The sequence below is a fragment of the Bacillus sp. AFS059628 genome (assembly GCF_002571225.1).
Taxonomy (GTDB): Bacteria; Bacillota; Bacilli; order Bacillales; family Bacillaceae_G; genus Bacillus_A.
Window position 1 is genome coordinate 18,907 of record NZ_NVEC01000043.1, and the last position, 12,743, is coordinate 31,649.

Annotated in this window: 12 protein-coding genes; 9 read left to right on the top strand and 3 right to left on the bottom strand. The window is 34.6% G+C overall.

Annotated features, from left to right (window positions below):
• The first annotated feature begins 30 nt into the window (after positions 1 to 30).
• Complete coding sequence (gene inhA2, locus COL05_RS14625) at positions 31 to 2,430, top strand: M6 family metalloprotease immune inhibitor InhA2 (RefSeq protein WP_098669141.1); 2,400 nt, start codon at positions 31 to 33, stop codon at positions 2,428 to 2,430.
• A 317-nt stretch (positions 2,431 to 2,747) separates the two neighbouring features.
• Entirely contained in the window at positions 2,748 to 3,089 is a 342-nt protein-coding gene (locus COL05_RS14630; protein WP_098669142.1) for a hypothetical protein, read from the top strand.
• Positions 3,090 to 3,125: 36 nt separating this feature from the next.
• On the opposite strand, the gene COL05_RS14635 is transcribed toward COL05_RS14630, so the two are convergent.
• On the bottom strand, positions 3,126 to 4,298 hold the full coding sequence (locus tag COL05_RS14635) for an MFS transporter (protein WP_098669143.1): 1,173 nt from the start codon (positions 4,296 to 4,298) through the stop codon (positions 3,126 to 3,128).
• A gap of 226 nt (positions 4,299 to 4,524) precedes the next feature.
• Between COL05_RS14635 and bdhA the strand changes: the two genes are divergently transcribed.
• From bdhA to COL05_RS14665, 6 genes are all read left to right on the top strand, one after another.
• Positions 4,525 to 5,577 (top strand): (R,R)-butanediol dehydrogenase, encoded by a 1,053-nt coding sequence (gene bdhA, locus COL05_RS14640; protein ID WP_098669144.1) that lies wholly within the window; start codon positions 4,525 to 4,527, stop codon positions 5,575 to 5,577.
• Between the two features lie 118 nt (positions 5,578 to 5,695).
• Positions 5,696 to 6,040, top strand: a complete 345-nt coding sequence (locus tag COL05_RS14645; RefSeq protein WP_000948234.1) for a potassium channel family protein — start codon at positions 5,696 to 5,698, stop codon at positions 6,038 to 6,040.
• Positions 6,041 to 6,294: 254 nt separating this feature from the next.
• The gene (gene cerA, locus COL05_RS14650; RefSeq protein WP_000731007.1) at positions 6,295 to 7,146 is read left to right on the top strand and encodes a phospholipase CerA; all 852 of its coding nucleotides are present in this window, start codon (positions 6,295 to 6,297) and stop codon (positions 7,144 to 7,146) included.
• Between the two features lie 73 nt (positions 7,147 to 7,219).
• On the top strand, positions 7,220 to 8,221 hold the full coding sequence (gene sph / locus COL05_RS14655) for a sphingomyelinase C (RefSeq protein WP_098669145.1): 1,002 nt from the start codon (positions 7,220 to 7,222) through the stop codon (positions 8,219 to 8,221).
• A gap of 110 nt (positions 8,222 to 8,331) precedes the next feature.
• On the top strand, positions 8,332 to 9,504 hold the full coding sequence (locus COL05_RS14660) for an amino acid deaminase/aldolase (protein ID WP_098669146.1): 1,173 nt from the start codon (positions 8,332 to 8,334) through the stop codon (positions 9,502 to 9,504).
• Positions 9,492 to 10,805, top strand: a complete 1,314-nt coding sequence (locus tag COL05_RS14665; RefSeq protein ID WP_098669147.1) for a D-arabinono-1,4-lactone oxidase — start codon at positions 9,492 to 9,494, stop codon at positions 10,803 to 10,805. Before COL05_RS14660 ends, COL05_RS14665 begins: the two co-directional genes overlap by 13 nt.
• A 7-nt stretch (positions 10,806 to 10,812) precedes the next feature.
• On the opposite strand, the gene COL05_RS14670 is transcribed toward COL05_RS14665, so the two are convergent.
• Positions 10,813 to 11,964 carry a VanZ family protein gene (locus tag COL05_RS14670; protein ID WP_098669148.1) on the bottom strand — a complete coding sequence of 384 codons (1,152 nt, stop codon included), beginning with the start codon at positions 11,962 to 11,964 and terminating at the stop codon, positions 10,813 to 10,815.
• A 172-nt stretch (positions 11,965 to 12,136) separates the two neighbouring features.
• Between COL05_RS14670 and COL05_RS14675 the strand changes: the two genes are divergently transcribed.
• Positions 12,137 to 12,340: a hypothetical protein gene (locus tag COL05_RS14675; protein WP_001268332.1), complete on the top strand. Its 204-nt coding sequence runs from the start codon at positions 12,137 to 12,139 to the stop codon at positions 12,338 to 12,340.
• A 50-nt stretch (positions 12,341 to 12,390) separates the two neighbouring features.
• Here the strand turns inward: COL05_RS14675 and COL05_RS14680 are convergent, their stop codons facing one another.
• Positions 12,391 to 12,690, bottom strand: a complete 300-nt coding sequence (locus tag COL05_RS14680) for a hypothetical protein (protein WP_098669149.1) — start codon at positions 12,688 to 12,690, stop codon at positions 12,391 to 12,393.
• Positions 12,691 to 12,743: the final 53 nt, after the last annotated feature.

The following is a 12,743-nucleotide window of genomic DNA, read 5'->3' on the forward strand; positions in this document are numbered from 1 at the left end:
TTTTAAGTTTTATAAAAGGAGAGAAATAGAATGAGAAGAAAAGCGCCATTTAAAGTGTTATCGTCATTAGCAATTGCGGCAATTATCGGATGTACATCTGTAATGAGTGCTCCATTAGCGTACGCAGAAACGCCAGTAAAAGAGAAAGAAAATGTGTCTACAACACCAATTGATTACAATTTAATTCAAGAAGATCGTCTAGCGGAAGCGCTGAAAGAAAGAGGAACAATTAATCCAGCATCTTCTAAAGAAGAGACGAAAAAGGCTGTAGAGAAATATATTGAAAAGAAACAAGGAGATCAGGCAAATAAAGAAATTCTTCCAGCTGATACTGCTAAAGAGGCATCTGATTTCGTGAAAAAAGTAAAAGAGAAAAAAATGGAAGAAAAGGAGAAAGTAAAGAAACCTGAAAAAAATGTTAGCCCTGAGCAAAAGCCTGAACCAAATAAAGAACAATTGAATGGACAAGTTCCAACATCTAAAGCAAAGCAAGCGCCATATAAGGGGGCTGTTCGAACAGATAAAGTATTAGTATTACTCGTTGAATTTAGTGATTATAAACATAATAATATCGATCAAACACCAGGGTATATGTATTCGAATGACTTTAGTAGAGAGCATTATCAAAAGATGTTATTTGGTAATGAACCATACACGTTATTTGATGGTTCGAAAGTAAAAACATTTAAACAATATTACGAAGAGCAGTCTGGTGGTAGTTATACGACAGACGGATATGTAACGGAGTGGCTAACTGTTCCAGGAAAAGCGGCTGACTATGGTGCTGATGGTAGTAGTGGGCACGATAATAAAGGACCAAAAGGTGCACGTGATTTAGTGAAAGAAGCTTTACATGCAGCTGCTGAGAAAGGATTAGATTTATCTCAGTTTGATCAATTTGATAGATATGACACAAATGGTGATGGGAATCAAAATGAACCTGACGGTGTAATTGATCATCTAATGGTAATCCATGCTGGTGTTGGGCAAGAAGCTGGTGGTGGTAAATTAGGCGATGATGCCATTTGGTCACATCGTTCAAAATTAGCAATAGATCCAGTAGCGGTTGAAGGTACAAAATCAAAGGTAGATTACTTTGGTGGAAAAGTAGCGGCGCATGATTACACAATTGAACCAGAAGATGGAGCAGTAGGTGTATTTGCACATGAATTTGGACATGATCTTGGCTTACCCGATGAATATGACACGAAATATACGGGAACTGGTTCACCTGTCGAAGCTTGGTCATTAATGAGTGGAGGTAGTTGGACAGGGAAAATTGCAGGAACAGAGCCAACTAGTTTCTCACCACAAAATAAAGACTTCTTACAAAAGAATATGGGTGGCAACTGGGCAAAAATTTTAGAAGTAGATTACGATAAAATTAAGCGTGGTGTAGGAGTACCTACATATATCGATCAAAGTGTTACGAAATCAAATCGTCCAGGTGTTGTACGTGTTAACTTACCAGGTAAGAGTGTTGAAACGATTAAGCCGGAGTTTGGAAAGCATGCATATTATAGTACAAGAGGCGATGATATGCATACAACATTAGAAACACCATTCTTTGATTTAACAAAAGGAACAAATGCAAAATTCGATTATAAAGCAAATTATGAGTTAGAAGCAGAGTGCGATTTTGTCGAAGTACATGCAGTAACAGAAGATGGAACGAAAACATTAATTGATAAACTTGGAGAAAAAGTAGTCCAAGGAGATAAAGATACAACAGATGGGAAATGGATTGATAAATCATATGATTTAAGTCAATTTAAAGGAAAAAAGGTGAAACTACAATTCGATTATATTACAGATCCGGCTGTAACATATAAAGGTTTCGCGATGGATAATGTAAATGTAACTGTTGATGGACAAGTTGTATTTTCCGATGATGCAGAAGGACAGTCTAAAATGAATGTAAAGGGTTTTGTTGTTTCTGATGGAACAGAGAAGAAAGCTCATTATTACTACTTAGAGTGGAGAAACTATGCGGGATCAGATAATGGATTAAAAGCAGGAAAAGGTCCAGTGTATAATACAGGTCTTGTCGTTTGGTATGCAGATGATAGCTTTAAAGATAACTGGGTTGGGGTGCATCCAGGTGAAGGATTCCTTGGTGTTGTAGATTCTCATCCAGAAGCCCTTGTTGGTAATTTAAACGGGAAACCAACATACGGTAATACAGGTATGCAAATTGCAGACGCTGCATTTTCATTTGATCAAACACCAGCATGGAGTGTAAATTCATTAACACGTGGACAGTTTAACTATTCTGGATTACAAGGTGTTACAACTTTTGACGATTCAAAAGTCTATAGTAACAAACAAATTGCAGACGCAGGAAGAAAAGTTCCAAACCTTGGACTTAAATTCCAAGTTGTTGGACAAGCAGATGATAAATCGGCAGGCGCTGTTTGGATTAAACGTTAATAACAGAAAAGCACATTCTTCATATGAAGAATGTGCTTTTTAATTGTACAGTAAGTTATTATTTTAGCTTATGTAATATAAGTGTCTGTTCATGTGTAGTGTATCAAATTATGTAGGGAAAGGAAATATTTCCGAGGAAATTGTCGAAGTATCGTCGGTATTTATACACCTTTTTTGTAAAAGAAGAAATGTAGTATTGCCTTTACAGTTTAATTTATTTACATTGTTACTTGGTTACACACAAAAATAATATATTCGGCAGTAAAAGAGCGCTATTGGATAGTGCTCTTTTTATAGATAGAAAGGAGTTGAGTTAAATGAAAGAAATAATTGAATGTCCACAGTGTGAAGGAGATATTACTGCGCAACATATTATTGATCTCCCGCATCCTTTTTCATTCAGGTGTCCACACTGTAAAGTGAGGCTAAAAGAAATGAGGATTACACCGTGCTTAATATTAGCAGCAATTTGTATAATCCCACTGTTTATTATAATTGGAGAGAGTATTAAGGAATTACTAGTAAAATATTTTTCTATTATAGATGATGTACCAACTGTACTTATTTTCTTCTTATTTTGTTATCCATTGTATTATCTCTATGAAAAATATAATGCCACATTGTTTATTAAATACGGCTTATTGAAAGTAAAAAGTTGAATAGAAGTTTATCATTAAAAAAAGACAATGATGGAATTATCCTATCATTGTCTTTTTTACTTTGTCTCTGCCTTTTACTTTGCTTCTTACGTAAATCATTCCGGCAAATGTTAATAAGAATGCAGTTCCAATAACGAAGCTAATGCTAGGGGATGCCCCGATTGCACCAACTGTAAAGGATCCAGCAACAACTCCTAATGAGAAGAAAGCATAAAACAATCCGAATGCTTTTCCGCGCTTATCATCTGTCGTATTTTCAACAAGTAATGCATTTATTGATGGGAAAAGGATAGCGAATCCAATGCCATAAACCATCATAACGATAAAGAGCATACCTTTTGTTGCGAATAATCCAAGTAAAGATAATGCTAATGCCATTACTGCAATACCGATTAGCATTAGTTTTGAACGATTAAATCGATCGTAAATACGATTTGTTGGTAGTAAGAAGAAGAGGATAGCGGTAATACCGAATACACTTAACATCATGCCTGTTGTAGATGCTTTAAGTGCTAATGCCTCAACTTTCACTGGTAACATATAAGTGACAATTCCTTGTGAAAACATGAGTGTGAAAGCACCAATGTATGCTTGTAATAACGGTTCCGACTTCAATAGTTCAATCATATCTTCTTTGTTCATCATTTGTGTTCTTGAAGTATCTTTTCTCGATACGTTATTTGGTAAGAAGAATAGAGATACGATTGTACCAAGAACCATTAAAATAGAAATGGTAATGAACACCCACTCTATACCAGCAGTTGCTTTCATAATCCCGCTGAAAGCAGGTCCTACAATTGCCGCTGTTCCAACAGCAGCACCAGATAGAGCCATTGCCTTACCTTGTCTTGCTGCATTTGTTTGTTTTGATAAAAACGTAAAGGCAGCAGGAATTAAAAATCCATCACTAAAGCCGTGCATAAAGCGCACAACTAATAGTTGTTCACCATTTTGAACAACTGTGTATAACAATACTATGAAACTCGTAAGTCCCATGCTTATATAAAGTATTTTTTTTGCACCAAATTTATCGACAGCAGCGCCAGCAATAATATTACCGATCATATTAGCGAATGAGTACATGCCGACAACTAGCCCAATAATAAGAGGGGATCCTCCAAGACTTTGAGCGAACGTACTCATAATAGGTAATTGTGAAAATGTATCTAGAAACGCTACGATAACAATAAAGTAAATAAAATATTTCAAGCGATATTCACCTCTCCTATGCTATTATGGCATAATGCTAATTTCAACCGCAATGAAATTCGCATTAACAGATGTGGAAAAAAGTACAAAGTGACAAAATATTGAACGTTATTTGTTAAAATTTAGTGGAAATGAGATTGTTTTTTTGAAATATATGGATAGAAGTATTATAATAGATTTGTAAACTTCACCAGGTTAAGTATATACATAGAGAGGGATGTATAAAATGAAAGCATTACTTTGGCATAATCAACGTGATGTAAGAGTAGAAGAAGTACCAGAACCAACTGTAAAACCAGGAGCAGTTAAGATTAAAGTGAAATGGTGTGGTATCTGCGGGACAGACTTGCATGAATATTTAGCAGGACCTATTTTTATTCCAACAGAAGAGCATCCATTAACACACGTAAAAGCACCGGTTATTTTAGGTCATGAGTTTAGCGGTGAGGTAGTTGAAATCGGTGAAGGCGTTACATCTCATAAAGTGGGAGACCGCGTCGTTGTAGAACCAATTTATTCTTGTGGTAAATGTGAAGCTTGTAAACATGGACATTACAATGTTTGTGAACAACTTGTTTTCCACGGTCTTGGCGGAGAAGGCGGCGGTTTCTCTGAATATACAGTAGTACCAGAAGATATGGTTCACCATATTCCAGATCAAATGACGTATGAACAAGGTGCGCTTGTAGAACCAGCAGCTGTAGCAGTTCATGCAGTACGTCAAAGTAAATTAAAAGAAGGCGAAGCTGTAGCAGTATTTGGTTGTGGTCCAATTGGACTTCTTGTTATCCAAGCAGCTAAAGCAGCAGGAGCAACTCCTGTTATTGCAGTTGAACTTTCTAAAGAGCGTCAAGAGTTAGCAAAATTAGCAGGTGCGGATTACGTATTAAATCCAGCTACTCAAGATGTATTAGCAGAAATTCGTAACTTAACAAATGGTTTAGGTGTAAATGTGAGCTTTGAAGTAACAGGTGTTGAAGTAGTACTTCGTCAAGCAATTGAAAGTACAAGTTTCGAAGGACAAACTGTAATTGTTAGTGTATGGGAAAAAGACGCAACAATTACTCCAAACAATCTTGTACTAAAAGAAAAAGAAGTGGTGGGTATTTTAGGATACCGTCATATCTTCCCAGCTGTTATTAAATTAATTAGCTCTGGCCAAATTCAAGCAGAGAAATTAATTACGAAAAAAATCACAGTAGATCAAGTTGTTGAAGAAGGATTTGAAGCACTTGTAAAAGATAAAACACAAGTGAAAATTCTTGTTTCACCTAAATAATAGAGAATAGTAAAAAGTAGCTCTTTTCTAGAAATAGAAGAGGGCTACTTTTTTTCTATACAGAAAGGTGATAGACTTTCCTGTAACTACAGGTATTTTGTTTGGAAGGGGAAGTCGAATGCTTTCATTTATGTTGACATTGAAACGGATGCTAAAAGCTTGTTTACGAGCGTGGAAAGATAAAGAATTTCAAGTATTATTCGTATTAACATTTTTAACATTAACATCTGGTACGATTTTTTATAGTACAGTTGAAGGATTACGTCCTCTTGACGCTTTATATTTTAGTGTGGTCACGTTGACGACTGTCGGTGATGCGAATTTTAGTCCGCAAACTGATTTCGGAAAGATATTTACAATCTTATACATATTTATTGGAATTGGATTAGTATTTGGATTCATTCATAAGTTGGCAGTTAATGTACAACTACCAAGTATATTATCGAATAGAAAAAAAGAGTAAAGCATGTGTATGCTTTACTCTTTTTTTACATTAGTTTAGACAAGCCTTAATAATAGTTTATTAAAATGAAAGTGCATTCATTCATTATATTCACTATGTATAAAGTTATAATGATATGAACATTTACATATTTTAATTTAGTGATAGAATTTTTATGAAAGGTGGGATATTCTAGTCATAGGTTAACCGGACGACATCATAGGATCCTAACAAAAAAGTTTACAATAATTCAATTATAAAATGGAGGATTTCAGATGAAAAAGAAAGTACTTGCTTTAGCAGCAGCTATTACATTAGTAGCTCCGTTACAAAGTGTTGCATTTGCTCATGAAAATGATGGGGGAAGTAAAATAAAAATAGTTCATCGCTGGTCTGCTGAAGATAAACATAAAGAAGGCGTAAACTCTCATTTATGGATTGTAAACCGTGCGATTGATATTATGTCTCGCAATACAACACTTGTAAAACAAGATCGAGTTGCACAATTAAATGAATGGCGTACGGAGTTAGAGAACGGTATTTATGCTGCTGACTATGAAAATCCTTATTATGATAATAGCACATTTGCTTCACATTTCTATGATCCAGACAATGGAAAAACATATATTCCATTTGCAAAGCAGGCAAAAGAAACTGGAGCTAAATATTTTAAATTAGCTGGTGAATCATATAAAAATAAAGATATGAAACAAGCATTCTTCTATTTAGGATTATCTCTTCATTATTTAGGAGATGTAAACCAACCGATGCATGCGGCAAACTTTACAAATCTTTCGTACCCACAAGGATTCCATTCTAAATATGAAAACTTTGTAGATACGATAAAAGATAATTATAAAGTAACGGATGGAAATGGATATTGGAACTGGAAAGGTACAAATCCAGAAGATTGGATTCATGGAGCGGCAGTAGTGGCGAAACAAGATTACTCTGGAATTGTAAATGATAATACGAAAGATTGGTTCGTAAAAGCAGCTGTATCACAAGAATATGCAGATAAATGGCGCGCTGAAGTTACACCAATGACAGGTAAGCGATTAATGGATGCACAACGTGTTACTGCTGGATACATTCAGCTTTGGTTTGATACGTACGGAGATCGTTAAGTATTTAAAAAAGGTCAAATCTCACAATAGAGTATTTGGCCTTTTTATCACTATACAAATGGAGGTATGAAACGTGAAAGGTGAATTACTAAAAAGTATACTTAGCGTTGGAATCGGTCTAGCGGCTTTATATAGTGGATCGTCAGCTCAAGCGGAAGTGTCTACAAATAAAAATGATACATTAAAAGTGATGACACATAATGTGTACATGTTATCAACAAACTTATATCCGAACTGGGGACAAAGTGAGCGTGCTGATTTAATTGGAGCAGCAGATTATATAAAGAATCAAGACGTTATTATATTAAATGAAGTGTTTGATAATAGCGCATCAGATCGTTTGTTAGGAAATTTGAAGAAAGAATATCCAAATCAAACAGCGGTATTAGGTCGTAGTAACGGAAATGAATGGGATAAAACGTTAGGTAACTATTCATCTGCAACGCCTGAAGATGGAGGCGTTGCAATCGTGAGTAAATGGCCGATCGTTGAAAAGGTTCAATATATATTTTCAAAAGGATGCGGACCAGATAATTTATCAAATAAAGGGTTTGTATACACGAAAATTAAGAAAAATGATCGTTTCGTTCATGTGATTGGGACACACTTGCAGGCTGAAGATAGTATGTGTGGAAAAACTTCACCTGCATCTGTACGTACAAACCAGCTAAAAGAAATTCAAGATTTTATTAAAAATAAAAATATACCAAATGACGAGTACGTTCTATTTGGTGGTGATATGAACGTGAATAAAATAAATGCAGAGAACAATAGTGACTCAGAGTACGCATCCATGTTTAAAACATTACACGCTTCTATTCCATCTTATACGGGACATACAGCAACTTGGGATGCGACGACAAACAGTATTGCGAAATATAATTTCCCTGATAGCCCTGCCGAGTATTTAGATTATATTATGGCAAGTAAAGACCATGCGAATCCGTCATTTATAGAGAATAAAGTGTTACAACCGAAATCTCCACAGTGGACTGTTACATCATGGCTCAAAAAATATACGTATGATGATTATTCTGATCATTATCCAGTAGCAGCAACTATTTCTATGAAGTAGTCCTAAAAAAGTTTCTTCTTAAATAGGAAGAAACTTTTTTATTTTGTAGAGGAGATTCCAACTTTCTTTCCAATATGTATAAGACATATAGAGAAGAGGAGAGAAAAAATGTGGATCGAGGAATTTTTAAAGAAGTTCCATTACCGTGTGCATTTTTGGATGAAGTAGCTTTAGATAGAAACATTCAATCGATTATAGAATTAAGTGGAAATAAGAAGATTCGTATAGCGAGTAAATCGTTACGTTCTGTTCCGGTTATGCAAAAGATTTTATCTGCAAATGATCGTTTTCAAGGTATTATGTGTTTTTCACCTAGGGAAGTTTTGTTTTTAATTGAACAAGGATTCAATGATTTATTGCTCGGATATCCTGCTTATGATGATAGAGCGTTACATGAAATAAGTTTGCTAACAAAGCAAGGGCTCATTATAACTTGTATGGTGGATTGTGAAGATCATATTGTTTATTTAGAAAAAATTGCTGAGAAGTCTAAAGGATGTTTTCGTGTTTGCTTAGATATTGATATGAGTAGTCGTTTTTTTAAGCTTCATTTTGGGGTCAAAAGATCACCGGTAAAAGATGTGCAGGGTGCTTTGAAAATAGTAAAAAGATTGAAGGAATCATCATTTTTAATACTAGACGGTGTCATGGGATATGAAGCACAAATTGCTGGGGTAGGAGATCACATACCAAATCAACGAGTGAAAAGTAAAGTGATTTCGTACTTAAAGAAGAAATCGGTGTTAGAAGTTAAAGGAAGAAGAGGACATATCGTAAAAGAAATCCAAAAACTAGGTATTGAATTAAGGTTTGTAAATGGGGGAGGCACAGGAAGCATAAAAACAACTGAGAAAGATAATGCAGTTTCGGAGATTACAATAGGCTCTGCTTTTTATGCTCCGAAGCTATTTGATTATTATAAAGAGGTGCAATTTCATCCAGCTGTCGGATTTGCTTTACCAGTTGTGCGTAAACCAGCCCCGTTTATTTACACTTGTCTAGGTGGTGGATATATTGCCTCAGGCGCAATCGGGAAAGATAAAGAACCTGAGATTTGGAGGCCAAATGATGCCAAACTATTAGCTTTAGAAGGCGCTGGTGAAGTACAAACACCAATTTTTTATAACGGTGAGGAACGAGTAGAGATAGGAGATGCTATCTTGTTTCGTCATAGTAAAGCTGGAGAGTTATGTGAGCGGTTTCCGTTTTTATATCGTGTGAAAGAAGGAGAGATTGTTGGGGAGTATTCAACATATCGGGGGGATGGCCAATGCTTTCTATAAAGGGACAAAAATGGAGAAATTGGACAGGGAATGTAGAAGGAACACCGCATTATACGATGTATCCGGAAAGTATACAAGATGTAGTAGAAGTTGTAGAGCTTGCACGAAAAGAAGGGAAGAAAATTCGCGTTGTCGGTTCAGGACACTCGTTTACCCCTCTTGTGCAGACGGAAGAAATTTTAATTTCTTTGGATGAATTGAAAGGTATTGTGAATATTGATGAAGAGAAGATGGTTGCCGAAGTATGGGCAGGAACAAAGCTACATGACTTAGGGAAGTTACTTGCAGAAAAAGGTTATGCGCAAGAAAATTTAGGGGATATTGATTCACAATCGATTGCAGGAGCGATTAGTACAGGGACTCATGGAACGGGTATTACCTTTGGAAGTTTATCAACACAAGTGATAGAGATTACTGCAGTTTTATCTACAGGTGAGAGTATAGTTTGTTCGGAAACTGAGAATGTGGAATATTGGAGAGCCTTTCAGTTATCGCTTGGAATGTTAGGTATCATTGTAAAAATAAAATTGAAGGTTATTCCAGCCTATTCACTTGTTTATAAAAGTGAAAAACAGTCATTATCTACTGTAATGAACAAGCTAGAAGAATATAAAAAAAATCGCCATTTTGAATTTTTCGTTTTTCCTTATTCAGATGAAGTACAAGTGAAATTTACAAATGAAACGACGGGTAAAAAAAGTGATTTGAAATGGCATAAACTCAAGGTAGAGTTGCTTGAAAATAAGATGTTCTCTTTGTTATCTAAAGGATGTAAATGGTTTCCTTCTATAAGTAAAGGAGTAAGTCGATTATCAGCTAAAGCTGTACCGAATACAAAAATAATTGGTCCGAGTTATGAAGTATTTGCTACATCTCGTGCAGTTCCATTTTATGAAATGGAGTATAGTGTTCCGTCAAAGTATATGCAGGTCGTTGTAGAAGAAATATCAAATCTTATTGAAAAGAAAAAGTATAAAGTACACTTTCCGATTGAATGTCGTTATGTGAAAAGTGATGATATATGGCTCAGTCCAGCATACGGAAGGGATTCAGCGTACATTGCTGTTCATATGTATAAAGGTATGAAGTATGCTGCTTATTTTGGTGAGGTGGAGAAAATTTTTCTAAAGTATGAAGGGCGCCCGCATTGGGGGAAAATGCATACGTTAACGTACGAAAAATTACAAAATATATATCCGGAAATGCATTCGTTTCTAAAGGTGAGAAAGTTACTAGATGAAGCAGAAGTGTTTTCAAATCCTTACACAGAAAAATTATTTACGATTATGAAAAAAAGCTGACAAAGTATTACTTGTCAGCTTTTTTTAGTATGATCGCATTTCTTGTTTGACTAATGTGCTCGTAAAATAGTAACTTATCACGACTAAATACATGTAATAAAACATGAATAATAAATAGACCGTTAATTACGAGTTGGAATAATAATATAACTACTAATACTAAAGGTTCTTTAAGATTTAAGATAGAGCTACTCGAAAGAATATAATTGATTCCACCTAAAATGAAATAGAATATACCGTAGCGGATGAATAATTCTTTTAGTGTAATACGCTCTGCCTGGCCTTTAATGTAAATCCGAAGCAATGCTTTTCCTATTGTTCTTCCATTTGTAAAGTATGGAATGATAATAAAGTAAATGAAAACTGAACATGTAATGAAAAGGAGTTCGTATACATTTGTATAAGATTGGATGTTAGCGATAAATAGTGAATTCCCTTTGTTTTTAATGAACGGTACAACGATAGATAAGAAAATCCAATCAATTTGCATAGCAATGAGACGACGAATAAATCCGACTGGTTTTGTTTCTAAATCAATATGAATATCTAATTCGCTTGTTTTCGGAAGGAAGTACGTAAATATTGGTGCAATGATAAAACCAATTAAGCCGCCTAGTGTGTTTAAAAACAAATCGTCAATATCAAATAAGCGATAGGCACAATTATAAATACCATATAATCCAGTTACTTGTGTTAACTCAAAGAACAGCGAAAGGCAAAAAGAAATGCACGCTGTTTGTAAGAAACTACGTCGGAAATAATAACGTAAGTAAATACCGAATGGAACGGTTAATAGAACGTTAAAAGCAACTTGTAAAAACGCAGACTCCTTTAATAAATAGAAGTACGTAGCTGGTTTCGTTAAAATCGCTGAGGTATGATTACCAATCTCTTGTATGAAATAAAATGGTGAGAGCTGCATATGTTGTGTATTAGCCGGTTGTAGGCTACACGTGTCATATGTTTGGGGTAAAGGTAAAATGACAAGAAAATAGGCATTTAATACATAAAGTAATAATGAGTATAAAATAAATGAACGCCATTTATTTAAATAACCGTACTTGCGATAATTAAATATTAAAAAAGGGATTAATAGAAACATTGCTAAAATAGGAAATAAAATAAATGCTGTTTTTATTGGAAATAAATATGCAGTCAAAATGAAACTCCTTTCAATGAAAATTCGTTTATCATTATAACGTTAAAAGAACTTGAAAACAAAATTAAAATATTTCGAAATAGAAAAAATTACAAATTTAAACGAAATTAAGTTATACTAACTTTAATATAAGGATATTATGATTATTATAAGTTGAGAGAGGGTACAAGATATGCGATATGAGCTTTTTTCTGTAAGTGGGGATCATATTACAACTTTTGAAAGTGCATGGCGTTTTCAGGAGGGAGAACAGATTTTTGTTCATGATGATCAAACAAAACGAAATTTTATTATTATCCGCCTAACGCATGATGTATTTCAACAAAATAAACATGTTATTCGTTTGTATTGTCAAGAAAAGAAAGTATACGCATAAAAGGGCCCCTCTTACTGTACAAAAAAAGTAAGAGGGGCTTTACATGTCTTTTAGGAATGGCAAGCGAGAGGATCGTGCATATAGGTAGCATTTGATTTTGAAGAAAGGATATAGTTACGTTTCCAAGTTTCAATTTCTTCTCTTTGAGAAAGCCATGTATGATAATTTTGTTGTGTTTTCCATAACATACGAATCATATATTGTGCATCATCACTTGTACGATGCATATGTAAAAATTCTATATTAATACAACCATTTGTTCCAGGGGATGGATAACATTTTTCAAGCGAATTAAGTAGTTCATTTTCATAACTATATTTAATGCGAATGAGTTTAGTAACAATAAACATATGAACACCTCTTTTGCGATAATGGTAGAAAAGATTTATTATAATAAATATTA